We start from the raw sequence: 23,861 nt of genomic DNA on the forward strand, positions 1-23,861 counted from the left end.
GCCCGCTGGAGGCTGAAAAATGCCTTATTCCTCTGTCTGCCATCGGAATTTCCTATGGATATCCGCCATCTCAAAGCCTTCCTTGCGGTGTTCGAGGAGCGCAACATCACCGCCGCCGCGCAACGGCTGTTCATCAGCCAGCCCACGTTGTCGGTGACCATCAAACAGCTGGAAGAAGAACTCGGCGCGACGCTGTTTTTGCGTCAGCCCCGTGGTGTGGAAGTCAGCGACGAAGCGCGGCTGCTGTATCCGCAGGCACGACGGATGGTGGCCGAGTCCGAGGCGCTGAGCCGGATGTTTCGCGGCCGCGAAAACCGTGCGCCGCTGACCCTCGGCATCGAGGGCGACATCGCCGCCAGCCATATCGAAGCCTTTGTGCGCATGGCCCATCAGGCGTTGCCCAATCTGCTGCTGACCCTGGAAGAAGGCTGTCATGGCGACGGTCGGCTGGCAGTCGAGGAAATGTGCTGCGAGGACGAACTGTTTCTGCCGCTGTGGGAAGAGTCTTACGTGATGGCGCTACCCCTCGATCACCCGATGGCCAGCGCGCAGGCAGGCTGGGCGCCGATCGAGGACTGGATCACCTGCCCGCAACATCCGTCGCATCAACGCTTGATGGCGCTTTACGGACGTTCGCCGGAAGCGGTGGCGGGGCACGCCGGTTCACTGCAACAGGCGTTGCACATGGTGGCGGCGGGTGTCGGTGTGGCGATGTTGCCGCAGTCGTTGGTGAGCGGGCATGAACGCATCATCGTACGTGCGCTGCACCTGCCGGCGCCGACCCGGCGGGTGGGGTTGTGCTACGCGGCGCAGGCGCTGGAATTGCCGGCGATGCGCGGGTTGCATGAGCACTTTCAACACAATCGGCCGCCGGCGATTGCCGCCGCCTGAATCGTCACTCCAGCATCTTGCTCAGCAACCAGCTCCCTGCCGGCCCCGGCGGGTACAGCCGCGACCACAGCGCATCGACGAACACCGGTTTCGGCCAGCCGCGCACCTTCAGCTCAACCAGCAGATCGTTACCGAAACGCTCCACCAGCCAGCGCGGTAGCGGTGCCCAGCCGAAGCCCTTTTCGGCCATCTCCAGCAGCATCAGATAACTCGGCGCCGACCACACCCGGCCTTTGCCGCGACTGTCATAGGGATTGACGATGGTGGCCAGGCGCAGCTCGCGATGCTGTTCAAGGACTGTTTGATCGATGGATTCCTGCGTCGCCAACGGATGATTACGGCCGACGAACAGGGCGATTTCAGTGCGTTCGGCGACGGTCGAGGTCGCCAGGTCCGGCGGGTAGTTGTCCTGCATCTCGGCGAATGCCAGGTGCGCCCGACCGCGTTGCACCAGTTCGATCAGGTCATCGCACTCGGCGATCAGGCATTCCAGCTCCAGATCCGGATAGCGCTGCTCGAAGCCCACCAGTGCCGCCTCGAAACGGTCGGACTGATAAGTGTCGGAAATCGCCACCGTGAGTTTCGGCTCGACGCCCTGGGCCAATTGCCGGGCGGTCATTTCCAGGCGGCTGGTGGCCGACAGAATCGCCTCGGCCCGTTGCAGCATCACGTGGCCGGCCGGGGTCAGGGTCGGTTTGCGGCTGCTGCGGTCGAACAGGATCAGGTCCAGATCGATCTCAAGACTCGCCACCGCCGCACTCACCGTCGACTGACTGCGCCCGAGTTTGCGCGCCGCCGCCGAAAAAGAGCCTTGAGTGGCGGCCTGGACAAACGCGAGCAGCACTTCTTGAGAGGCCATGAACTATCGCCTTGATCGATGGTTATTGGTTATGAAGTATCGGTGCGGTGCTGGATCATGGCAACCATCTTCACAGAGGAACTCGGCCATGACTGGCAACAAATCCATCACTGAACGTATCTTCCAGGCCATCGGTTTCGAACTGCTGGCAATCCTGATCTGTACTCCATTGCTGGCGTGGATCATGGGCAAACCGCTGGTCGAAATGGGCGCCGTCACCATGGCCATCGCGTTGCTGGCCCTGGGCTGGAACGTGGTGTTCAACGGCTTCTTCGACCGCCTGCTCAAACGCTGGAACATCGCCCACAACGCCTGGGTACGGGTGGCGCACGCGCTGCTGTTCGAGGGCGGGTTGATCGTGATGGGCGTGCCGCTGATTGCCTGGTGGCTGTCGGTCAGCCTGTGGCAGGCGTTCCTGCTCGACATTGGCGTGCTGCTGTTCTTCCTGCCGTACACCTATGTCTATCATTGGGGTTATGACGTGGTGCGCGAGCGGCTGGTGATGCGCAGCGTCTGCCAGAACTGAAAACAAAAATCGCAGCCTGCGAGGGCTGCGATTTTTTTTGTCCGGGATTTTTGCCGGGTTTAGAGAAACATCCCGCCCGACGCTTCAATCCGCTGACCGTTGATCCACTGCGCGCCCGGCGACAGCAGCAGCGCCAGTGCACCGCCAATGTCATCCGGCTGCCCGGCACGGCCCAGCGCGGTGTTGCTGGCGACCATCGCGTTCAGCGCCGAATTGTCGCGCACCGCACCACCGCCGAAGTCGGTTTCGATGGCGCCCGGTGCGAGGATATTCACGGCGATCTGCCGCGCACCCAGCTCCTTGGCCTGATAACGGGTCAGCACTTCCATCGCACCTTTCATCGCCGCGTAGGCGGCATAACCCGGCAGGGTGAAACGGGCCAGACCGCTGGAGATGTTGATGATCCGCCCGCCATCGTTGATCAGCGGCAGCAATTGCTGAGTCAGGAAGAACGGCCCTTTCAACTGCACGTTCATCAGCAGGTCGAACTGCTCCGGCGTGGTTTCGGCGAAGGACGCATGCACGCCAATCCCGGCGTTGTTGATCAGGAAATCGAAGCGCGACTGACCGAGCTGTTGCAGTGCTTGCTCGACCCGCACGGCGAAATCGGCGAAGCCTTCGCTGCGGCCGACATCCAGTTGCAGCATCACGGCGTTGGCGCCGAGTGTTTTCAGTTCCTCGACCAGCGATTGCGCTTCATCGGCGCGGCTGTTGTAGGTGCCGATGATGTCCACGCCTTGCGCGGCGAGGTGCAGGGCGGCGTTCTTGCCGAGGCCACGGCTGGCCCCGGTGATCAATGCGATTTTACGATTCATGGGTCTTCCTCGAGGGCAGTGACGGTTGATGGGGCCCAGTTTATTTATCCGCCGTGAGGTGATAAACAGACTGAAACCGGAATCACTGGTCGGTATGTACGAACAATCAAAAGGTGGCCCATGAACAAACTGGAACTGCTGCGCACCTTCGTCCGGGTCAGCGAATTGTCGAGTTTTACGATGGCAGGGGAGAGTCTGGGGCTGCCGCGCTCGACGGTGTCCGAGCAGGTGCAGGTGCTGGAAACCCTGCTCGGCACGCGTCTGCTGCAACGCACCACGCGCAAGGTCCAGGCGACTCAGGACGGCCTTGCGTTGTATGAGCGCAGCAAGGATCTGCTGTCGCACATGGACGAAATCGAGAACCTGTTCCGTCAGGACGAAGCGTCGCTGACCGGGCGGATCCGGGTCGATATGCCGAACATTCTGTCGCGGCGGTTGATCATGCCGAAGTTGCCGGAATTCATGGCCCGTCATCCGAACCTGGAGCTGGAAATCAGCAGCACCGATCGCCGGGTCGACCTGCTCGCCGAAGGCTTCGATTGCGTGGTGCGCATCGGCGCGCAACCCGATCAGTCGGTGGTGGCGCGACATCTGGGTGACTTCAGCATGATCAACTGCGCCAGCCCCGCGTATCTGCAGCGCTACGGTGTGCCGCAGACCCTTGAGGATCTGGCGCAGCATCGGCTGGTGCACTACGTCGGTGTGCTGGGTTCGCGTTCGGAAGGGTTTGTCTACGAGCAGGATGGGCAGGTCCACCGCTTGCCGATGGCCGGCAGCGTGACGGTCAACAGCACCGATGCTTACGAGTCGGCGTGCCTTGGGGGATTCGGTCTGATCCAGGTGCCGCGTACCGGCATGAATACCTATCTGGACACCGGTGAGGTGGTGACCGTGTTGCCGCAATACACTGCGCCGGCGATGGGCATTTCACTGCTGTACGCCCGGCAGCGGCATCTGCCGTTGCGGGTGCGGGTGTTCATGGATTGGCTGGGGGATTTGATTCGTTCGACGCTCTGATTCCTGCCGCAAATCCCTGTGGGAGCAAGGGCTCTCACAGGGATTCGGCTGGATCAGAAGATCTGGGTAAACAACCAATACAGACTGCCTGACAGCAGAATCGCCGCCGGCAACGTCAGCACCCACGCCATCAGCAGATTGCGGATGGTCTTCATCTGCAGGCCGCCACCGTTGGCGACCATGGTCCCGGCCACGCCCGAGGACAGCACATGGGTGGTCGACACCGGCAGGCCGAACATGTCAGCGGCGCCGATGGTCAGCATCGCCACGGTTTCAGCCGAGGCGCCCTGGGCGTAGGTCAGGTGGGTCTTGCCGATCTTCTCGCCGACCGTGACCACGATCCGCTTCCAACCGACCATGGTGCCCAGCCCCAATGCAATCGCCACGGCGATTTTCACCCACAGCGGGATGAACCGGGTGGCGTTGTCGATCTGCTGCTTGAACAGTTGCAGTTTGTTGGTGGTGTCGGCGTCGAAGGTGCCGACCTTGTTCTTGTCCATCAGGCGAATGGTTTCGCTGGCCAGGTACATGTCGTTACGCACGTTGCCCATGGCCTCGGCCGGGACTTTCGACAGCGAACCGTAGCCTTTGACTTCTTCACCGATATGACCGGTCAGCGCGGCGAGGGCCGGGACCAGTTGCGGCGTGGCCTGCTTGCTGCGCACGTAATCCGAGAGCACCGGACGCGGATCGGCCGGAGCCGGCAGCGGTGCGCTTTTTACCAGCGCCTGTTGGGTGACTTCAGCCACGGCGGCGAACTGCAACGCCTGATCCGCCGGCATGGTGCGGTTCAGCGCATAAGCCATTGGCAGGGTGCCAACGAGGATCAGCATGATCAGGCCCATGCCTTTCTGGCCGTCGTTGGAACCGTGGGCAAACGACACACCGGTGCAGGTCAGGATCAGCAGACCGCGAATCCACCACGGCGGCGGGGTGTTGCCTTCCGGGGCCTTGTACAGCGAGCGGTTCTTCACGAACGCGCGCAATGCCAGCAGCAACAGCGCCGCGCAACCGAAACCCACCAGCGGCGACAGCAGCAGTGCGTAACCGATCTTGGTGGCCTGGGCCCAGTCCACACCGCTGGTACCGTCGCGGCCATGCATCAGGGCATTCGCTACGCCGACGCCAATGATCGAACCGATCAGCGTGTGCGACGAAGAGGCCGGCAGGCCCAGCCACCAGGTGCCGAGGTTCCACAGAATCGCGGCGATCAGCAGGGCGAAGATCATCGCGAAACCGGCGGACGAGCCGACTTGCAGAATCAGCTCGACCGGCAGCAGGGCGATGATGCCGAACGCCACCGCGCCACTCGAAAGCAATACGCCGAGGAAGTTGAAGAAACCCGACCACACCACGGCCACATTCGGTGGCAGCGAGTGGGTATAGATCACCGTGGCCACGGCGTTGGCGGTGTCGTGGAAACCGTTGACGAACTCGAAACCCAGCGCAATCAACAGCGCCACGCCGAGCAGCAGGAACGGGGTCCAGGTGGTGACCACCGTGCCGAGTTCGTGCATGTCGTGCATCAGGCTGTAGGCCGTGAACAGCATCCCCATGGCCAGCACGGCGAAGAACACCACGTAAGTGAAGGGGCCGGTTTTCTTGTCGAGCGCCGGCCTGCCGCTGGGGGCGGAGGCCGGGCTGGCGGTCAGGGAGGGAGTAGCCATGGGAGGACAATCCTGAGCGGGGGAAGGAGTGTTGCCCATGATCGTTGCTAAATATTACAGAGAGACTGCGGCAGATCAGTGTTTGGCGGATTAGCCGCGCCGCTGGTCTTGCTTAATAGTGACTGATCGTTCCCACGCTCTGCGTGGGAACGCCGCCCGGGACGCTCCGCGTCCCTGTGACGCAGAGCGTCACCTGATGCATTCCCACGCGGAGCGTGGGAACGAGCGTGTCGGCGCTCGGCAGCGCTCAGTAATCCCCGCGCTTGCGAAACGCCCAGCGCCCGGCAATCACGGTAAACGTCACCACCAGCGCCACCAGAATCCAGAACCCTTCCGGATCAGTGGCCAGCGGCACACCGCCGACGTTCATGCCGAAGAAACCGGCAATGATGTTGATCGGCAGCGCCAGCACCGTCACCACGGTCAGGGTGAACAGTGTGCGGTTGCTCTGCTCATTGAGGTTGGCGGCGATCTCTTCCTGCAACAACTTGATCCGCTCGCCGAGGGCCGTGAGGTCGTTGATGATCAGTGCGAACTCCTCGGTGGACTTGCGCAGCTCCTTCACGTCTTCCTTCTGCAGCCAGGGCGGCGGTCGATTGAGCAGGCGCAGCAGCGAACCCGGCTCCAGCGCCAGCAGTCGTTGCAGGCGCACCAGCACCCGTCGGTTGGCGCCGAGTTCGGCGCGGTTGGTCGACAGTCGCGAGGACAGCAACTCGTCCTCGACCTGATCGACGCTCATGCTGGTCTTGCGCACGATCTGGGTCAGCACTTCGCCCTGGTCGCGCAGTAAGTGCACGAGCAATTCCGACGGTGAGCGAAAGCACTCGCCTGCCTTCACCGACGAACGCAGCTTGTCCACCGAGTGCAGCGGTTGCAGGCGCGCACTGACGATCAGTTTGCTGCGCACGCAGACCCACAGCGTCGACACGTCCGACGACACCATGCTGCTGAGGTTGAACACCACGTCGTTGACCACCGCCAGCAACGCCGAATCGACATGCTCGATACGGGTCGAGCGCGAGCCTTCATGCAGCGCTTCGAAAAACTCTTCGGGTAATTGCAGATGACTTTTCATCCAGCGCTCGCACGCGGCGTGCGCCAGGTTCAGGTGCAGCCAGAGAAACTCATCGCTATCGCTGTCGTCCTGCAGGCAGCGCAGAGCGGTCGCCGAGTCGACTTCGCGACCGCGCTCACCGGGGCGGAAACGGAAACCGTAGAGCAAGCCGAACAGGTCTGGATCGCGATGGCTGATATCGAGGCTGTGGTTCATGAAGTCTCGCTGGGAGGAGGGCGTCTGTCGCGGGATTTGCAGATTCACCTGAGCCGCATCATTGCAATGCAGTGTGACGTTTTGGTGACAGCTAAATGACGCCAGAATCAATGCCTTACCGGCGGTCGGATTTTTCTCAAGAAGCCCTCTGGCACGCCGATCACGCATGAGTTAGGTTGCGCGCCTTCGGCCAAGAGCCAAGGTTCGCCGACACGGATGTCCGGCCACAATTCACGTCTTACCGGACGTGCCTCATCCCTGTCATGAGTACCTGCGATGTTGCAAAAATCCCTGAGAGCGCAAATTCTCGCCCTGCTGAGCGGCAGTCTGTTGGCGATGCTGTTGATCGCGCTGGCCTGCTTTCATTTCCTGTCCAACGGCGTGCAGAACTACAGCCAGTTGATTGCCGGCCCCTTGCACACGTCGCAACTGATCGACGAAGCCAACCTGCAATTCAAGGTGCAGGTGCAGGAGTGGAAAAACGTCCTGCTGCGCGGCAAACAACCGGCAGACCTGGCCAAGTACTGGGGCCAGTTCGAAGATCGCCAGCGCGATGTGCAGAACATCCTCGGTGAACTGGCCAATCAGAAAGGCCTCGAGCCTGCGCTGAAAACCCGTATCGAGCGCCTGCGTGAAGAACACCGTCTGCTCGGCGCCGCCTACCAGAAAGGTCGCGATGCCTACGTAGCTGCCGGTGCCGATCCGACCGCGGGCGACACCGCCGTCAAAGGCGTCGACCGCGCCGCCAGCGACCAGATGAGCGAACTGGTGGGCGAACTGCGCAAGCAGGGCACCGAACAGTCGGCGCTGATCAGTGCCAGTGCTGATCGCACCGTGTTGCTGGGGATTCTGGTGATGCTCGCGTCCGGCCTGTTGATCGGTTTGCTGAGCCTGTGGCTGGTCAACCGCAACCTGGTCGAGCCGATCCGCAAGCTCATCGACTACGTCACCCAGTTGAGCAAGGGCCGTCTGGTCGAGCGTGTGTCCAGCAGCCGTCAGGACGAGTTGGGCAACCTGGCCGCCGCGGCCAACACCCTGCGTGATTTCCTCGCTGAAACCTTCAACCACCTGCAGCGCAGCGCCAAGGATCTGGACAGCGCCAGCGGCGAGTTGAACGCCATCGCCACCGTGATGGCCGGCGGTACCAACGAGCAGTTCAACCGCACCGATCAGGTGGCCACGGCGATGAACGAAATGTCCGCCACCGCCCAGGAAGTCGCCCGTCATGCGGCCGATGCAGCGCGTGCTGCCGACGATGCCGACCAGTCCGCGCAACAGGGCGAGAAGGTCATGCAGAGCACCATCCACAGCATCACCCAGATGCGCGGCGAAATCGCCAACACCGCCACGGTCATCCGTCGTCTGGAAGCCGACAGCGGTCGCATCGGCAAGGTGCTGGAAGTGATTCGCGGGATCGCCGAGCAGACCAACCTGCTGGCGCTCAACGCCGCCATCGAAGCGGCCCGTGCCGGTGAAGCCGGGCGTGGTTTTGCGGTGGTCGCCGATGAGGTGCGTAACCTCGCGCAGCGTACGGCGGAGTCGATCATCGAGATCAACCAGATCATCCAGAGCGTGCAGACCGGCGCGGTGGATGCAGCCCACGCCATCGACAGCGGCCAGACCCGCAGCGATGAAAGCGTCGAGCAAGTGACTCAGGCCGGCGCCATGCTCGAGCGCATCACCCACGCGGTGGAAGCGATTCGCGACATGAACCGCCAGATCGCCACGGCGGCCGAAGAGCAAACGTCGGTGGCCGAAGACATCTCGCGCAACCTGACCGAGATCACGTCGATTGCCAGCACCAACCTCGACAACGTGCAGCGCACCGAAAGCGCCAGTCAGAACCTGCACGGCCTGTCCGGCCAACTGAACGACGTCACCGCTCGCCTGAGCGTCTGACCCGCCAGTGACTGTGTACCGGCCCGGTTACCGAGTCGGTACACAGTCGATCTCAATTCGTGCAGGCCGCCGCCGATGGCCGGTTATTCATAACCGTCATTGGAGATTTCCCATGGTCAGCATCACGTCTGTTTCGATCAATCAGACCGTCACCACACCCACCAGCAAAACCTCGATTGCCGACACGGGCGACGACACCTCGACCACAGCAGCGGCCAGTACCGGTGTGAAGGCCGACACCAGCAAAGTGGCGGCGGGCGGCGGTGCCGCACCATCGGGGGACAGCAGCTCCAGCAGCGATGAATCGGATACGGTGAAAGAACTGCGCAAGCAGATTGCCGAGCTGCAAAAGCAATTGCAGGAACAGCAACAGGCGCTGCAAGCGGCCCAGGCCAAGCAGGAAAGTCAGGACGCTAAAGCGGCGGATGTTGCGGCTGCGCAATCGCAGATCGCGACGACGTCGGCTTCGTTGCAGACGGCGACGGCGGCGTTGTTGGCGGCGTTGCAGCAATCTGATTCGAGTACGTCGGGTTCGCTGGTCAGTACCTCGGCATAACTTTCGGACACAAAAAAGCCGCACGATCCGAAAATCGTGCGGCTTTGTCTTGCGGTGCAATCAGTGATCTTGCTTGTTGCTCAGGACCTTGCCGGTTGCCGCATCCAGATCCACGTCCCATTCTTTGCCATCGGCAGTACGCAGCTCGACTTCGTACTCATAGCCGTTGAAATGGTTGTCCAGGTCGGTGTCGACGATGGTCGCGCCCGGGTGCAGGGCCAGGGCAATCTTGTTCAATTCTTCCAGTGGCTTGATCTTGCCGGACTTGACCAGCTCAGGGATCTGATCGACGCGAACGTCAGCCTGGGCCAGGCCAGCGGTGAGGGTCAGGGCGGCAGCGGTAAACAGGGCAGTCAAGGTTTTCATCGGTTATTCCTTTGGGTGATTCGTTCAAGTGAGTTCAGGTTAGCCACCGCAACTTAATTCACCCTTAAAAAAACGCCGTGGGTGTTTGCGTCGTTTGTTCAATCGCCGTTCGCGGGTAACTTTCATGCTCTGCCTTCGATTAATGGAGGTGGACATGAAACGCATTTTTTCGTGGTTGTATGCGCCGTTGTTCTGGCTTGGATTCATCGGCGGCGGGATTGGGTTGGCGGGGCATTCGCTACTGTGGTTGTTGCCGTTGTTTGCTGTGGCGTTGGCGGTGTCGTTCGCGGCCGAATGGCTGCTGCCTTATGAAATGAACTGGAACCGCCCGACCGGCGATCGCCGTCGCGACATGCTCCACGCGTTGATCAACGAAGCGTTGAACTCCCTCGGCCTGCTGGCATTGCCGGGGCTGGTGACGCTGATTGCGATTGACGGTGCTTGGCCGTCGAGCTGGCCACTGTGGCTACAAGTCGGCCTGGCGATTTTCATTGCCGATGCGGGCGTGAGCCTGATGCACTACGCCAGCCATCGCGTGCCGTGGATGTGGCGGCTGCACGCGATTCATCACAGCGTCGAACGGCTCTACGGGTTCAACGGTTTGATGAAACATCCGCTGCATCAATTGCTGGAGGCGACGGCGGGGCTGCTGCCGTTGCTGGTGCTGGGTATTCCGTCCGAGGTCGCGGTGTTGTTGGCATTCGCCATTGCAATCCAGCTGTTGCTGCAGCATTCGAACGTCGACATGCGCGTTGGCCCGCTGCGCTGGATCTTCGCCTGGGCGCCGCTGCACCGTTTTCATCACATGAAGTACGGGCGCGCCGGTGACGTCAATTTCGGGCTGTTCTTTACCCTCTGGGACTGGCTGCTGGGCACCGGTTTTTACACGGAGAATTACCGGATCGGCGCGGGCGATCTGGGCATCGGCAGTCGTCCGGATTTTCCACGGGACTATATGGCGCAGTTGTTCGATCCGTTCGAACCGGCAACGCTGGGCAAGGAACCGAAAGTGCCGGAGGGCTTGAGACGTTGAGTCAGTCCAGCAGACGCAATTCGATGTGTTGCAGCGCTTGACGCGCAGTCACACCGAAGAGTTTTTTCAGGCTGCGGGAGAAGTGCGCGGAGTCGGCAAACCCGGCGGTGTGGGCTGCGTTGGTCACCGGGCTGCCGGCGATTATTAAAGCCATCGCCAGTCGCAATCGTCGCCACAACACCAGTCGCCGCACGGGCAGGCCGACCTGGCTGACGAACAACCGTTGCAACTGGCTCATGGATACGTGGGCGGAATCCGCCACGGCGCTGGCGGCAACTTTGCTCGACAGCGAGGCATCGACGGTGGCGAGGGCCCGTTCGATTCGCGGATCGCTCAACTCACGTCGCGGACATTGGCCAATGGCGTGATCCAGTGCGGTCAGCGACAAATCAACGTCGAACAGTGCATCGCGCAACATCTGGGCCTCAAACCGCAACGGTTCGGCGTACACGGTGAACACAGGGTCCGGCGCCTCGACAATCGCATGGCGAGTCTGGGACGTAATCAGCAGGCGGGAAGTGGTGACAGGTGTGCCCTCGACCAGAACAGTCAACGGCCGGTCAGGCGCAAGAATCAGTTGGTGAGCGTAGTGGGAGTGGGGCGCAGTGCGCCCCGACATCCCGTGGATCAGGCCATAGTCGTGCCCCAGCCAGAGGCGGCCTGTCCACGGGGTGTCCGGTTGCATCAGAAACCGTTGTTCTTCAACACCTGATCCGCACTGGCGGCGGCCGGGCGTTTGTAGAACTTCAGCAGTTCGCTGGCACGGTTGGTGAAGATGCCGTCGACGCCGGCAGCCATGACTTTCTCGTAGTCCACCGGCTCATCGACGGTGTAGACGTGCACCAGCATGCCCTTGTCGTGGGTGTACTTGTTCATCCAAGGCTGCACGAGGTCCGAATAGCTCTGATCGCCGCCGTGGGTCAGCTTGGCCGAAGGACCGGTGCCGATGGCGCCCTGAGCCTTGGCGTAGTCGACCCATTGCTTGAATTCAGCTTCGGATTTCGGCTCTTGTTTGCCGTAGAACGTGTTCTTGTCCTTCTCGCCGGAGTCGGCAAAGGTCACTTTGGATTTCGGCTCGATGCTGCCTTCGCCAACCCACAGCAACAGAATCTTCGGCACCTGCGGCATTTCCTTTTGCAGCAGTTCGAGGCTGTTCTTCTCGAAGGTTTGCAGGATCACTTTACCGTTGCCCGCGCCGACGCTGGTGGCGTCTTTTGGCTGCTTGGCGCCGGCCGGGATCAGCAGGCCGCGAGCCTGGAGTTTTTCCTTCAGGTCGTGCTCGATGCCGGGGAACAGTTGCGGTTCCTTGGTCTCGATGTACAGGCCCGGCTTGTGCTGCGGGTTGGCCTGGGCGATGTCGATGATTTCGTCCAGGGTCAGAATCTTCAGGCCGGCGTAGGACGGACGCGCGCGATCCGGGTAGGCCTTGTTGTACCAGCTGCCAGCATCCAGGGTTTTTAGTTCGGCCATGGTGAAGGCGTTGGCCGGGCTGTCCTTGCGGTCCGGGAACTTGCTGGCGACGTCGGTGGTGCGTTGCAGGTTGTTGTCATGCAGGGCGAACAGCACGCCGTCCTTGCTGCGCTGCAGGTCCATTTCCAGGTAGTCGGCGCCGAGGTCGCGGGCCAGTTTGTAGGAGGCTGCGGTGGACTCCGGTGCATCGAAGGAGGCGCCACGGTGGGCGATCACCGCCGGGTGCGGAATGCCCTCGGAGGCAGCGAGCGCAACCGGGTTTGGCTGGCTGGCAGCATGGGCCTGACCGAGGCCGAGCATCAGGCTCAGCAGCAGAGCGCTTTTGGTAAACGTGGCGGGCATGTCGAGGTCCTTTCGCAGGTATTTTCGAAGATGTCCCTTTTAGCAACTCAAACGAAAACGTGCTATCGCAAGACCGACATAAACGTACTGAAAGCGAAAATTTCCGCACTTTTGTGCGTTTGTTTGCAGTACGCTTGGCCACGGCGACCACCCCGGCAGAGGGTGTGCCTCAATGCCCTGCGTGTAAACCTTCGATCACTCTTGTGAGGTTTACCATGCGCATCACATCCCAACTCATCTGCCAGGCGGCCGACGACCTCAAGGGTTTTGTCGGCCTCAATCGCAAGACCGGCCAGTACATCGTGCGTTTCAGTGAAGACTCGTTCGGCATGGACGTGGCCGATGACGGCATCATTCCCGCCAGCGAATTCGTCTGGGCACCGGCCACCGAACAGACCATGACCCTCAAGCGCGAGTTGATCCAGTTGCTGCTCGATCAGCACATCGATGACCGGATCAACATCACCGAGCCGTTGCGCGTTTACATGAGCAAGCGCGAAGTGCCGGAGATTGTGGCGGTGCGCAGTCTGGTGAAGGGCTGACTATCCGAATCGATAATCGCGCTCCACTTTGCACACCCGCGTATGACATGCCGAGTACCAGGTCGAACGTCCGCGCTCGCGAATCGCCTGGTGCTCGGGATGGTGTTTCCACGCCAGAATCGCCGCTTCACTGTTCCAATAGGATGTCGTGATCCCGAGCCCATCCGCCCCTCGGGCCGACTCCACGCCGAGAAATCCCGGTTGCTCGCGCGCCAGTTCAACCATGCGCTCGGCAGCTTCGGCATATCCCTGATCACCTTCGGTACGGGTTGAGGTGAAGATCACCGCGTAGTACGGCGCTTCTGGCGTTTCGGCGATCATGCCCGTTGCTCCGCGCAGGTTTCGACAAACGCCCGCACCAGCGGCGGCAATTGCCCTTTGAGCGCTGCACGTTCCGGCTGGAACAACGTCGCGACAAAGAACACATGGTTTTTCAGTTCGATGGCGCGCAGATCGCCCGCCGAATCGTGGCCCACGGCGTGCAGGTCATGGGTTAGCAATTCGCGTTCGAACTGCGGATTCACACCAAAACGGCAGCGATAACCTTCGCGAATCTCGGACGTTTCGTACGCCTTGGCGATCAACGAACCGGGCACCAGATGGATGCTGTCCACCGCTTCCACCAGCGAGCAGGTCAGCGGCGTGAGCACCGCACGGCTGGAATCGGGCGAGGTTTCGCCATGCTCTGCATCGGCCCAGCCCAGTACGTTGCGGGAAAACTCCAGCACCGCATGTTGAAAACCGCCGCAGGTGCCGAGGAACGGGCGCTGCTGTTCGCGGGCAAAGCGGATGGCTCGCAGCGCGCCAGCTTCACTCTTGTAAGGGCTGGCCGGGACGCACCAGAAACCGTCGAAACCTTCGAGCGGCGTATCGAGGTGGATTTGCTCAGTGGACAGCCATTCGAAATCGACTGGTCGGCGGATGTGTTCCGCCACAAGCCCGAGGGCGACGGGGATGGCTTGATGGGCGGTGACTTGCGGGTCGTAGTCACCGATCAGGGCGATGCGCAGGGCTCTGGATTCCATGAGTGTTCGCTGTGCTTGTTGAGGGATGACGCTCACTATAGATTGGCGTTCACGCACTCAATATGGGCGTTTCCCCAAGTGATTAATGCAGCGACGCACTATCGACTCGACTTCCCGGATCTGGCGCTGATTCTCGCCCTGGTGCGCGGCGGCTCTCTGGCCCGGGCCTCGCAGCTGCTGAAGGTTGACGTGTCGACGGTGTTTCGCGCGGTGCGCCGACTGGAAGCCGCGCTCGGTCAGCAACTGTTCGAAAAAAGCCGCGCCGGTTACCTGCCCACCAGCCTTGCGCAGACTTTGGCCGAGCAGGCCGAGCGCGCCGAGCAGGCACTGGAAGCAGCGCGAATCGGCGTGGAGCAGGGCGGCGAAGTGATCAGCGGCACGGTACGCCTGACCTGTACCGACTCGGTATTGCAGGGTCTGCTGCTGCCGGCATTGGCGCAGTTCATGCCGAACTACCCGGCGCTGACCATCGAACTGAGCACCTCCAACGACTTTGCCAACCTCAGCCGTCGCGACGCCGACATCGCCTTGCGCCTGACGCGCACGCCACCGGAGCACCTGGTCGGACGGGAGCTGGCGAAGATTTCCTACCGGGTCTGTGCCAGCGAGCGTTATCTGCAAAATGTTGAAGCGGTCGATCTGAACGCCCTGACCTGGATCGCCCCGGACGATTTCCTGCCCGATCACCCGACTGTCGTCTGGCGTCGCCAGCACTTGCCGGGCGTGACACCGGGCTATCGCTGCAACAGCATGTTGTCGGTGACGGAGCTGGTGCGTGCCGGGCTCGGCGTCGCGGCGTTACCGGACTTTCTGATCACCGAAGGCCTGCGAGCCTTGAGCGAACCGCTGCACGGTTACGACACCGCGCTCTGGCTGCTGACCCGCCCGGACTGCCGTGCGTTGCGCTCGGTGGTCACGCTGTTCGATGAACTCGGACGGGCGCTGCGTTTGCCGTGATCAGGCCTGTGGATTCTGACGCATGTGATCGTGCAGTTCGCGGGTCAGGCCTTCGATGCGCTCGGTGAGGTTCTTGGTCATTTCGGTGAGCCGGGTGTTCTGCTCCAGCAGTTCCAGCAACTGCGCGGTGTTCTTTGCGGCCTGCGCCTGACGCTCGGAATTGGCCACGGCCAAGGCTTCGCGATGCTGCGCGTCGGCGTCGGATTGCGCCTTGTCCCGTGCGGCCTGACGGGTCTGGGCCAGCAGAATCAGCGGTGCGGCATAGGCCGATTGCAGGCTGAACGCCAGGTTCAACAGGATGAACGGATAGACGTCGAAGTTCGTGACGCCAAACATGTTGAGGCACACCCAGAGCACCACGATCAGGGTCTGCGCGCCGAGGAAGGTCGGCGTACCGAAGAATCGCGCAAACGCCTCGGCCCGCAAGGCGAACTTGTCGTTGCCGAAGGTTGTGTTGAGGTGGGCGTGGGGGCGGTGGAAGCGCAGGTGATCGACAGGGGCGGCGGATTCGTTTTTTTCGGTGGTCATGACGGGCTCGGCAAGGCTTGGGACGTTGAGTCACTATAGCCCTGCGTCGCCCGTGTTGGCCTTATCCCGGCGCACGCTCGTTGGCAAACATGCTCACCGCTTCCACGGCTTCGCTGGCGCCATCGCGAATCTGCAGAATCACCGTCCCCGCCTGATCCGCCAGTTCGACGCCTTGCGCCGCGCGTCCACGAGTGCCGTCCATGCTCTTGATCGCCTGACGGGTTTCGCTCTGGATCAGGCCGATCATGTTGGAAATCTCCGCCGTCGAGCCGCTGGTGCGTGCCGCCAGTTGCCGCACTTCATCGGCCACTACGGCAAAACCGCGACCTTGCTCGCCGGCCCGTGCCGCTTCGATCGCGGCGTTCAGGGCCAGCAGATTGGTCTGATCGGCAATCGCACGGATGGTGTTGACGATGGTGGTGATCTGTTCGGAGCGTTCGCCGAGTTGTGCGATCAGGTTCGAAGACTCGGCGATGTCTTCGGCGATCTCGCGCATTTCGCTGGCCGTTTGCTGGATCACTTGCGTGCCTTGCTCGGCGACTTTTCGGGTGGCGACAGAGATGTGATAAGCGGCGCTGGCACTGCGTGCATCCTGCTCGTGCTGCTCGACCCGGGCGGTGACGTCCGAGGCGAACTTCACCACTTTGCACAAGCGGCCGGCGGCATCGTAGACCGGGTTGTAGTTGGCTTCCAACCAAACGGTTTGCCCGCGCTTGTCGACGCGTTCGAACTGGCCGTGGAAAAACTCACCCTGATTGAGCCGGCGCCAGAAGTCATCATAAGCACTGCTGTTGACCAGCTCTGCAGTGCAGAACAAGCGGTGATGTTTACCTTTGAGTTCGGCGAGCGTGTAACCCATGCGTGTCAGAAAATTCTGATTGGCTGTAAGAACGTTGCCATTGAGGTCGAACTCAATCACCGCCATGGCGCGGTCGATGGCTTGCAACTTGGCGTTGGCTTCACTTTCCTGCTGCACCTTGGCGGTGACGTCCATGGCGTACTTGACCACTTTCACCACACGACCCGAAGCATCCTTGATCGGGTTGTAACTGGCTTCGAGCCAGATCGGCCGGCCCTGGCTGTCGACGCGCTCGAAGGTGCCGGACTGGAACTGACCGTTTTTCAGCTTCGACCAAAGCTCGGTGTACTGGCTGCTGCGGGCAAATTCCGGTGGGCAGAACTGGCGGTGGGACTGGCCGATCACCTGTTCGGCGGTATAGCCCGTGGTCTTGAGAAAGTTGTCATTGGCGCGCAACACCACCGCGTCGAGATTGAACTCGATCACCGCCATGGAGCGGTCGATGGCTTCGAGCAGGCCGGTTTGCTGGGCGAGGGTGTGTTGCAGGTCGTCGACAACAGACTTCTGGCGATTGAAAAACATACTGGGTGCGCTCCGGAAATAGGGCTAGAGGTGTTGTCCCTGTTCCCGCGGCGGCAGGCCGAAGATGCTGGCGACGTTCGGCGTTGACTTCATAGTGCCAGCATCCAGGCTGACAGTTCGATCTTATACAAAGTTTATAAAGTTGTACAAGAAAGTGGTTGATCTGGATCTTGTACAACGCTTGTCAGGCGCTGGAACGGCTCAACGCTACGCTGATCGTGTTACGGCCCGTGTGCTTGGCGGTGTACAACGCTTTGTCGGCGTCATCCAGCCAGTCGAGGGCGTCCGGGCAGGTCAGTTGGAAACGCGCCAGTCCGATGCTCAGGCTGACCCGCAACTCGGGCACCTCGGGATGGCGGTACTGATGCAGAGCCTGGCGCAGTTGCTCCATCAGGGCTTCGGCTTTGCTCAGCGGCAGGTTGGGCAGGATTACGCAGAATTCGTCGCCGCCGTAACGCCCGGCCAGCTCACTTTCATCCAGCACGGATTTCAGTTCGCGACTCAGTTGTTGCAGCACCGCGTCGCCGACGATGTGCCCGTAACTGTCATTGATCACCTTGAAATGATCGATGTCGATCAGTGCCAGGGTGGCTTGGCTGTTGTGGTCGCGGCACTGCTGGAACTTGAGGTGCAGCAGGTCTTTCCAGGCGCCGTGGTTGAGTAGGCCGGTGAGGCTGTCGGTACGGCTCAGGGCGCTCAAGGTGCGTTTGTGTTCGGCGAGTTTGATCGCCAGTTGGTAACAGACCATCCCCAGTGCAAGCGGATAAAGGGTCAGCATCGGCAGACACGCCCAGACCTGGGTTTGCGTGGTGGTCAGGTTGAACTTGACCCCGAACACCGACCAGCCCAACAGCACGCCGATCACCTGGGCGAGGGCGCCGAGCAGGAACAGCCGCCGGCCACCGGCGGCCACATTGTTCATGGTCATCATCGACAGAATGGTCACGGCGGTCAGCGGGTTGAACTGGAAACACGCGGTCCAGAAACCACCGAACACCGAGTCGTAAAGCAGGTTGCGACGCTCGGCGCGATAGGGGAAGGCCGAACGGGTCGACCATTGATAGGCGACGTGGGGCCAGAGAAAACCGTTGAACAGCAACAGCGCCCAGAGCCAAGCCGGCATGTTCAACGGATACAGCGCGGCGCCGACACTGAAGAAGCCAACGCCCAAACCGATGGCGCGTGGCAGGTAGATGCGTCTGGCGAATGACAAGCCTTTGCCGCGTTGGTTATCCATGAGGTTCTTCGCCAGATTCATTCTGAAACACTTTCCAGTGTAATTCTTCAGAGCGACCGTTCATCGGTCAATGACAGATATTGTCATTTATTCCAGCGGGAAAATTCAGTGTCCTTGTGAGCCATTTAATCGTGGCGCAGGCTCGATCTAGAGCTGATAACAGGCCAGGAACATGTCCAGTGCCGATTCGACCACGGCATTTTGCGTTGCGTTGTCGAGCGCCGGTTGGCCCATGGAAATCTGTGGCCAGAAGGCGAAAGACTTGAGCAGGCCCTGTACCTGATGCGCGGCGAATTCCGGGTCGACCGGTTTCAGCCGACCGTCTGCCTGAGCGGCGCGAATCCACACGGTCACGCTTTCCTCACGCTCGCCCATGCGCGCCACCATGTTCTGTGCGCGTTCGGGCGAGTGGATCGCGGCGGCGATGGCGACACGGGCCAGATTCATGAAATTGTCGTCAGCCATCATCTGCAGTTTGGCCAGCAGCATCGTTCGCAATTGATCGCGCAAGGGGTGATCAGGCTGATACGACACGGCTTGCTCGGTGCTGATTCGTGCCCACAACTGGTTAAGAATTTCGGCGAACAGCTCTTCCTTGCTCGGAAAATGGTTGTACACCGTGCGCTTCGACACCCCGGCGGTGGCCGCGATCTTGTCCATGCTGGTGACTTCGAAACCGTTGGCACGGAATTCGGTGATGGCCGCCAGGATGATGGCTTCGCGTTTGCGGTCGGTGAGGCGCGTTGGAGCTGTCATAAATTCGATTCGGCAGGAAATAGATGAAATTACACTCGGCAGTTTACTTGTCATCCGGTTTGATGCAACCTAGAAAGTACACCGATCAGTGTAATGTTGCGTTAATCGGTGCAACCTAAAACCAGATGTCCGGCTGATGCGTGCGTGCCTTGGCCATTTATCGTCCCACCGTGGAAAACCGTGAATTGCACGGTTTTTCTGGAGTCATTCAGTCATGGCCAAATCAATTTCTTCCGCGGTCAGTCCTGTACCTGAAGCTTCGCGCCAGGCAGAAGGGACGTTCCGTAACCACGCTCCAGTGCAACGTGAAGGTGTGCGCAAGATGCTGCGCATCATGTGGAACATGATCTTCCACAAACCGCGCAATACCCGTCCGGCGTCGGCCATTCCGGTGCAGCCGCTGACCCGTGCCGACCTGATCGCCGCCCCCAATCACAGCGTCTTTCGCCTCGGTCACTCGACCTTGCTGCTGAAGCTGCAAGACAAATTCTGGATCACCGACCCGGTGTTCGCCGAGCGCGCCTCGCCCGTGCAATGGGCCGGCCCGAAACGTTTCCATCAGCCACCGATCAGCATCGACGAGTTGCCACCGATCGAAGCGGTGATCCTGTCGCACAACCATTACGACCATCTCGACTACGAAGCGGTGTTGAAACTGGCGGACAAGGTCAACGTGTTCCTGACCCCGCTGGGCGTCGGTGACACGCTGGTCAAATGGGGCATCGATGCCAGCAAGATCCGCCAGTTCGACTGGTGGCAGGGCACCGAAGTCGCCGGCATCCGCTTCATCGCCACCCCGTCGCAGCACTTCTCCGGCCGTGGCCTGTTCGATGGCAATCAGACCCTGTGGGCTTCGTGGGTGATCATCGATGGCGATACACGAATCTTCTTCAGCGGCGACAGCGGCTACTTCGATGGCTTCAAACGCATCGGCGAACAATACGGCCCGTTCGACCTGACCCTGATGGAAACCGGCGCCTACAACGTCGAATGGCCCCACGTGCACATGCAACCGGAAGAAACCCTGCAAGCCCACATCGATCTCAAGGGTCGCTGGTTATTTCCGATTCACAACGGCACGTTCGATCTGGCGATGCATGCGTGGCACGAACCCTTTGATCGCATTCTTGCACTGGCCTGGGAGCGCAGCGTTTCCATTACCACCCCGCAAATGGGCGAGGCGTTTAACCTGGCACAGCCGCAACGCGGGCATGCGTGGTGGTTGGCGGTTGAAGGGGCGAGTGAGGCGGTGGTGCAAGGGGCCTGACTCACTGACGCAGGTTCGCCTCCATGAGGCGGACCGAATCACTCCGCCATCGCATAGTCCCCACGCACCGATTCAACCGTCGAACCATTGCTTGTCGAACGCCCTGGCGCAAACCCCGGAAAGAACACCAGCCCCTGCGCCTCAAACCGATAGGTCAACGCCAGCCGCGCCGAATCCGCCACGTCCTGCTGCGCCTCGAATCGCTGAATATCGTCTACCGAAACCCCTGCCTCCCGCGATAGCTGTTCCACGCTCCAGCCCAACATCCCTCGGGCCTGGGCGCAATGCGTCGGGGTGAACTGGAAAAGGGCGATACGTTCGAGGATGAGGTTCATCGCTGAAGAGGCCATGGTGTGCTCCGGGCTCGAGAGTGCTGATGGAAAATGTACTGTGTTTTTGTACAGTTGTTTTCGGCCGGGATCAAACGCATTTTTTGATTTGCCCTAGTTCGCCGCCTCCAACCAGACGGACGGTGCCTGACCGAGGATCCGACGAAACATCGTCGAGAACGCCGCCGGGCTGTCATAGCCGAAGTCCAGGGCAATCCGCGTCACCGCCTCACCCGCCGCCAGCCGTGCCAGCGCCAATACCACGCAGGCGCGCTGGCGCCATTGACTGAAACTCAGGCCGGTCTGCTGCCGGAACAGTCTGTTGAAGGTGCGCAAGCTTACGTGCAGCTGATCGGCCCATTGCAGGGGCGACTGGTGGGCGTTCGGCTGATGCAGAAAGGTCTGACACAGTTCGAGCAGTCTTCCGTCAGACGGCAGCGGGATATGCAACGGCAGCGGGGCACTGCGCACCAATTCATGCAGCAATAAATCGATCAGCACGCCGTCACGCCCGGCCAGGTCATACGTCAGCGGCAGCTCCACCGCCTCCATCAGCAAATGCCGCATCAACGGCGACACACTGATCACCTGACAACGCTCACCCAGATCCACCGCCCCCGGCTTGATATACAAACTGCGAGTGCTCACCCCCAGCATCAACACCTCATGCGCCACCCCCGGTGGAATCCATACTGCCCGCTGCGGCGGCACCACCCAGTTGCCGTCATGCGTGCTGACCTGCATCACCCCGGTCGCGCCGTACAACAATTGCGCCCGCCGATGCGTATGACGTGGCAACAGATAGCCGTGGGAATAATCCGTACCGATCGCCACCACCGGGCGTGGTGTGTCATCCAGCAGGTTGATCGAAACATTGCGCATCGAGCGGCATCCAGCGATTGGCGTAAACGCAAACATTATTGGCTGACTTGCTGAGGCAGGCCAAGCGCCGCCGCTCTATCGTCGACCGCTCCCCACCAACGGACGACGCGCCATGTTCTACCTCCTGCTAACACTCTTCGGCTGCCTGACTGGCGTCACCGCCGTGCTCTTCGGTTTCGGCGGCGGCTTCGTCGTTGTGCCGCTGCTATATCGCATGCTCAGCGTCAGCCACGGCGTCGACGACCCCATTGGTCAATCGGCCATGCACATCGCCGTCGCCACCTCGACCTGCGTGATGATCGTCAACGCCTTGATAGCGGCCGACAAACACCGCCGCGCCGGCAACCTGATCCGGGATTACCTGTGGCCCTTGGGCGGGTTCATCGGGTTGGGCGCGGTTGTCGGCGCAGTCGCAGCGGTCTGGGTGAGCGGTGAGGTCATTCGCTATGCCTTCATCGCCTACCTCGGCGTGACGATTGTCGATTGCCTGCTGCGACGCGGGTTTCTCACACAGTCCGAAGGCGTCATCCCACGGCGATTAGGAACGGTGGAAACGTCCGGCGGTGGTGTAGGCATTGGCGCCATCGCGACGTTTCTCGGTGTAGGAGGAAGCGTCATGACCGTGCCGTTGTTGCGGCGTTGCGGGTTGAGCATGTCCCAAGCGACGTCGATGGCCAACCCGTTGAGCGTGCCGGTGGCGCTGGCAGGAACCCTGACGTACATGCTGATGGCGGGGTTCAGCGAGACACCCCTTGGGCCATGGTTTATCGGGTATGTGGATCTGCTGGCGTTCGCGGTGCTGACGCTGGGCTCGATGCTGGGGATTCGACTGGCGACGCCGTGGATCGGGCGGATACCGGATCGGGTGCATGCTTGGGTTTATATCGGGTTGCTGGTGATTGTGATGCTCAGCATGAGCGTGAGTTGATCTGGACGAAGCTCGATTCCCTGTTACAACATCGACATAATCCGCGGTCACTTTTTGCGGCATTTGCCCGCTTGCTCAAGGAAGAATTGATGTTTCACGGATTGTTGCGCCTTTCCGGCATTTTGGTACTCGCCGTTTTTTTCCATCCCCTGGCATGGGCGGAAAACGCTACGCAGGTTTACACGGGAACGTTGGGCAAGACGGCGATCGTTCTGGAGATGAATACCCGAACGGGAGAGGGGCGTTACTTCTACCAGAAGTACCGCAAGGATCTGGAGCTCGAAGGTTCCAGGGATGGGGACACGCTCGAACTCCGCGAAGGTTCGATGATGGACGGGGACTCCCGTCCAACGCTTCGTTTACAGGCGATCGGGAGCAATTGGTCCGGTGAGTGGAGTAATCCGGCCGGGAAAACCCTCAAGGTTGAGTTGCAGCCCGCAATGATTCCGCAAGCCCCCGTCGACTCATTGCCCTATATCGTCAGCCTGCGTGAGAAGGCTCCTTACGAGTATCTGCGGCTGCAAGGAATGAAACTGCAAAAGGGCAAAACCGAAACTTTCATGGGCTACACACTGCAATGGTGGAGCGAGCCCAAATCACAAGCTTCGCTTTTTGAAGTGGTGTCCGGTTATTCCCCGCAAGTACTTCAACGTATCAACCAACAATTGATGGGCCGATTGTGGGGGGAGGTAATGGCTTATTTCAGTTGCTCGGGTGACTACTCTCAATCCAGCCAACCTCTGTGGATGACGCCTTCGGTAATGAGTGTGCGGATTTCAACGGATTATTACTGTGGCGGCGCCTACCCGGACCAAAGCAACGACGCGCTCAACTTCGATGCCACAACCGGTCAGGCACTGACGCTCGAGGACGTCTTGTGGGTAGGGCAAGGTCAGCCGCTGCACTATGAACAACACGATGATTTCAATGCAGGTTCACCCGGTTCTTCTGATGCCTGGTCGAAATACCGGACTACAGAGTTGGCACCCTGGCTGGTCGCACAGCTGCTGAAACTGTATCCCCGGCAAATGACCGTCACCGCAGAGGGCGATAACGACTGTCACTACGACGAGAGCGATCCCTGGCAATTCATGGGTTGGTACTTCACTGAGCAGGGCATCAAGTTTGATCCGTCGTATCCGCATGTCGCGGCAGTATGCGGATTCGTCGACTGGAGTGTTCTGCCATACAGCGTCGTCAAACAGCATCCGGGTGGTGTTGCGCTGCAACTGCCATGACGCATCGTTGCATCTCGACTTACATTTCTCGATTACAGTGCTCAACCTCGCCATAATCCACCGCGAACTTTTCAGCGCCG

Annotated in this window: 26 protein-coding genes and 2 pseudogenes; 12 read left to right on the forward strand and 16 right to left on the reverse strand. The window is 60.7% G+C overall.

Annotated features, from left to right (window positions below; genetic code table 11):
• Nucleotides 1-54: 54 nt before the first annotated feature.
• Nucleotides 55-891, forward strand: a complete 837-nt coding sequence (locus AC1RMX_RS16585) for a LysR family transcriptional regulator (protein WP_493072550.1) — start codon at nt 55-57, stop codon at nt 889-891.
• Between the two features lie 4 nt (nt 892-895).
• On the opposite strand, the gene AC1RMX_RS16590 is transcribed toward AC1RMX_RS16585, so the two are convergent.
• Nucleotides 896-1,750: a LysR family transcriptional regulator gene (locus tag AC1RMX_RS16590; RefSeq protein WP_102621316.1), complete on the reverse strand. Its 855-nt coding sequence runs from the start codon at nt 1,748-1,750 to the stop codon at nt 896-898.
• A gap of 88 nt (nt 1,751-1,838) precedes the next feature.
• Here AC1RMX_RS16590 and AC1RMX_RS16595 point away from each other — a divergent pair, with 88 nt between their 5' ends.
• Complete coding sequence (locus tag AC1RMX_RS16595; RefSeq protein ID WP_493072551.1) at nt 1,839-2,276, forward strand: multidrug/biocide efflux PACE transporter; 438 nt, start codon at nt 1,839-1,841, stop codon at nt 2,274-2,276.
• Between the two features lie 59 nt (nt 2,277-2,335).
• Here AC1RMX_RS16595 and AC1RMX_RS16600 read toward each other — a convergent pair whose 3' ends face one another.
• Entirely contained in the window at nt 2,336-3,091 is a 756-nt protein-coding gene (locus AC1RMX_RS16600) for an SDR family NAD(P)-dependent oxidoreductase (protein ID WP_493072552.1), read from the reverse strand.
• A 120-nt stretch (nt 3,092-3,211) separates the two neighbouring features.
• Between AC1RMX_RS16600 and AC1RMX_RS16605 the strand changes: the two genes are divergently transcribed.
• Entirely contained in the window at nt 3,212-4,108 is an 897-nt protein-coding gene (locus AC1RMX_RS16605) for a LysR family transcriptional regulator (protein WP_493072553.1), read from the forward strand.
• A gap of 53 nt (nt 4,109-4,161) precedes the next feature.
• On the opposite strand, the gene AC1RMX_RS16610 is transcribed toward AC1RMX_RS16605, so the two are convergent.
• Together AC1RMX_RS16610 and AC1RMX_RS16615 are read right to left on the reverse strand one after the other, a co-directional pair.
• Nucleotides 4,162-5,775, reverse strand: coding sequence for an inorganic phosphate transporter (locus AC1RMX_RS16610; RefSeq protein WP_096818172.1), 1,614 nt, complete (start codon nt 5,773-5,775; stop codon nt 4,162-4,164).
• Between the two features lie 247 nt (nt 5,776-6,022).
• The gene (locus AC1RMX_RS16615; protein WP_096818170.1) at nt 6,023-7,045 is read right to left on the reverse strand and encodes a transporter; all 1,023 of its coding nucleotides are present in this window, start codon (nt 7,043-7,045) and stop codon (nt 6,023-6,025) included.
• 855 nt (nt 7,046-7,900) lie between these two features.
• On the opposite strand from AC1RMX_RS16615, the pseudogene AC1RMX_RS16620 reads away from it, so the two are divergent.
• From AC1RMX_RS16620 to AC1RMX_RS16630, 3 genes and pseudogenes are all read left to right on the forward strand, one after another.
• Nucleotides 7,901-8,011, forward strand: a pseudogene (locus AC1RMX_RS16620) (hypothetical protein); the annotation flags it as partial.
• A 228-nt stretch (nt 8,012-8,239) separates the two neighbouring features.
• Nucleotides 8,240-8,944 carry a methyl-accepting chemotaxis protein gene (locus AC1RMX_RS16625; protein ID WP_371858321.1) on the forward strand — a complete coding sequence of 235 codons (705 nt, stop codon included), beginning with the start codon at nt 8,240-8,242 and terminating at the stop codon, nt 8,942-8,944.
• Between the two features lie 112 nt (nt 8,945-9,056).
• Nucleotides 9,057-9,500 carry a hypothetical protein gene (locus tag AC1RMX_RS16630; protein ID WP_096818166.1) on the forward strand — a complete coding sequence of 148 codons (444 nt, stop codon included), beginning with the start codon at nt 9,057-9,059 and terminating at the stop codon, nt 9,498-9,500.
• Between the two features lie 60 nt (nt 9,501-9,560).
• Here AC1RMX_RS16630 and AC1RMX_RS16635 read toward each other — a convergent pair whose 3' ends face one another.
• The gene (locus AC1RMX_RS16635; RefSeq protein WP_065259299.1) at nt 9,561-9,866 is read right to left on the reverse strand and encodes a PepSY domain-containing protein; all 306 of its coding nucleotides are present in this window, start codon (nt 9,864-9,866) and stop codon (nt 9,561-9,563) included.
• 154 nt (nt 9,867-10,020) lie between these two features.
• Here AC1RMX_RS16635 and AC1RMX_RS16640 point away from each other — a divergent pair, with 154 nt between their 5' ends.
• Nucleotides 10,021-10,899 carry a sterol desaturase family protein gene (locus AC1RMX_RS16640; protein WP_493072554.1) on the forward strand — a complete coding sequence of 293 codons (879 nt, stop codon included), beginning with the start codon at nt 10,021-10,023 and terminating at the stop codon, nt 10,897-10,899.
• Nucleotide 10,900: 1 nt separating this feature from the next.
• Here AC1RMX_RS16640 and AC1RMX_RS16645 read toward each other — a convergent pair whose 3' ends face one another.
• Both AC1RMX_RS16645 and AC1RMX_RS16650 read right to left on the reverse strand, forming a co-directional pair.
• A complete protein-coding gene (locus tag AC1RMX_RS16645; protein ID WP_493072555.1) occupies nt 10,901-11,584 on the reverse strand; it encodes a helix-turn-helix transcriptional regulator in 684 nt (227 codons plus the stop codon).
• The gene (locus tag AC1RMX_RS16650; protein ID WP_493072556.1) at nt 11,584-12,711 is read right to left on the reverse strand and encodes a glycerophosphodiester phosphodiesterase; all 1,128 of its coding nucleotides are present in this window, start codon (nt 12,709-12,711) and stop codon (nt 11,584-11,586) included. The genes AC1RMX_RS16645 and AC1RMX_RS16650 overlap by 1 nt, the downstream gene beginning before the upstream one ends.
• A gap of 215 nt (nt 12,712-12,926) precedes the next feature.
• Between AC1RMX_RS16650 and AC1RMX_RS16655 the strand changes: the two genes are divergently transcribed.
• A complete protein-coding gene (locus AC1RMX_RS16655) occupies nt 12,927-13,253 on the forward strand; it encodes a DUF2025 family protein (protein ID WP_085730336.1) in 327 nt (108 codons plus the stop codon).
• Here AC1RMX_RS16655 and AC1RMX_RS16660 read toward each other — a convergent pair whose 3' ends face one another.
• Together AC1RMX_RS16660 and AC1RMX_RS16665 are read right to left on the reverse strand one after the other, a co-directional pair.
• A complete protein-coding gene (locus tag AC1RMX_RS16660) occupies nt 13,254-13,574 on the reverse strand; it encodes an antibiotic biosynthesis monooxygenase family protein (RefSeq protein ID WP_102621059.1) in 321 nt (106 codons plus the stop codon).
• A complete protein-coding gene (locus tag AC1RMX_RS16665) occupies nt 13,571-14,278 on the reverse strand; it encodes a CTP synthase C-terminal region-related (seleno)protein (RefSeq protein WP_493072557.1) in 708 nt (235 codons plus the stop codon). Before AC1RMX_RS16665 ends, AC1RMX_RS16660 begins: the two co-directional genes overlap by 4 nt.
• A 15-nt stretch (nt 14,279-14,293) precedes the next feature.
• On the opposite strand from AC1RMX_RS16665, the gene AC1RMX_RS16670 reads away from it, so the two are divergent.
• Nucleotides 14,294-15,235, forward strand: coding sequence for a LysR family transcriptional regulator (locus AC1RMX_RS16670; protein ID WP_096818154.1), 942 nt, complete (start codon nt 14,294-14,296; stop codon nt 15,233-15,235).
• On the opposite strand, the gene AC1RMX_RS16675 is transcribed toward AC1RMX_RS16670, so the two are convergent.
• From AC1RMX_RS16675 to AC1RMX_RS16695, 5 genes and pseudogenes are all read right to left on the reverse strand, one after another.
• Nucleotides 15,236-15,763: a DUF1003 domain-containing protein gene (locus tag AC1RMX_RS16675; protein WP_096818152.1), complete on the reverse strand. Its 528-nt coding sequence runs from the start codon at nt 15,761-15,763 to the stop codon at nt 15,236-15,238.
• Nucleotides 15,764-15,824: 61 nt separating this feature from the next.
• The gene (locus AC1RMX_RS16680) at nt 15,825-16,283 is read right to left on the reverse strand and encodes a methyl-accepting chemotaxis protein (protein WP_493072592.1); all 459 of its coding nucleotides are present in this window, start codon (nt 16,281-16,283) and stop codon (nt 15,825-15,827) included.
• An 87-nt stretch (nt 16,284-16,370) separates the two neighbouring features.
• Nucleotides 16,371-17,144: pseudogene (locus AC1RMX_RS16685) on the reverse strand (PAS domain-containing protein); the annotation flags it as partial.
• A 184-nt stretch (nt 17,145-17,328) separates the two neighbouring features.
• A complete protein-coding gene (locus tag AC1RMX_RS16690; RefSeq protein ID WP_096818646.1) occupies nt 17,329-18,381 on the reverse strand; it encodes a diguanylate cyclase in 1,053 nt (350 codons plus the stop codon).
• 147 nt (nt 18,382-18,528) lie between these two features.
• Nucleotides 18,529-19,137, reverse strand: a complete 609-nt coding sequence (locus tag AC1RMX_RS16695) for a TetR/AcrR family transcriptional regulator (RefSeq protein WP_096818148.1) — start codon at nt 19,135-19,137, stop codon at nt 18,529-18,531.
• A 214-nt stretch (nt 19,138-19,351) separates the two neighbouring features.
• Here AC1RMX_RS16695 and AC1RMX_RS16700 point away from each other — a divergent pair, with 214 nt between their 5' ends.
• A complete protein-coding gene (locus AC1RMX_RS16700; protein ID WP_493072558.1) occupies nt 19,352-20,404 on the forward strand; it encodes an MBL fold metallo-hydrolase in 1,053 nt (350 codons plus the stop codon).
• Nucleotides 20,405-20,442: 38 nt separating this feature from the next.
• Here AC1RMX_RS16700 and AC1RMX_RS16705 read toward each other — a convergent pair whose 3' ends face one another.
• Both AC1RMX_RS16705 and AC1RMX_RS16710 read right to left on the reverse strand, forming a co-directional pair.
• Complete coding sequence (locus tag AC1RMX_RS16705; RefSeq protein WP_493072559.1) at nt 20,443-20,754, reverse strand: helix-turn-helix domain-containing protein; 312 nt, start codon at nt 20,752-20,754, stop codon at nt 20,443-20,445.
• A gap of 93 nt (nt 20,755-20,847) precedes the next feature.
• A complete protein-coding gene (locus AC1RMX_RS16710) occupies nt 20,848-21,615 on the reverse strand; it encodes an AraC family transcriptional regulator (RefSeq protein WP_493072560.1) in 768 nt (255 codons plus the stop codon).
• A gap of 112 nt (nt 21,616-21,727) precedes the next feature.
• Here AC1RMX_RS16710 and AC1RMX_RS16715 point away from each other — a divergent pair, with 112 nt between their 5' ends.
• Together AC1RMX_RS16715 and AC1RMX_RS16720 are read left to right on the forward strand one after the other, a co-directional pair.
• Nucleotides 21,728-22,543, forward strand: coding sequence for a sulfite exporter TauE/SafE family protein (locus tag AC1RMX_RS16715; RefSeq protein WP_493072561.1), 816 nt, complete (start codon nt 21,728-21,730; stop codon nt 22,541-22,543).
• A complete protein-coding gene (locus AC1RMX_RS16720; RefSeq protein ID WP_493072562.1) occupies nt 22,540-23,781 on the forward strand; it encodes a hypothetical protein in 1,242 nt (413 codons plus the stop codon). Before AC1RMX_RS16715 ends, AC1RMX_RS16720 begins: the two co-directional genes overlap by 4 nt.
• Nucleotides 23,782-23,861 lie beyond the last annotated feature (80 nt).

This window comes from Pseudomonas sp. GW822-FHT03F04 (assembly GCF_058801405.1).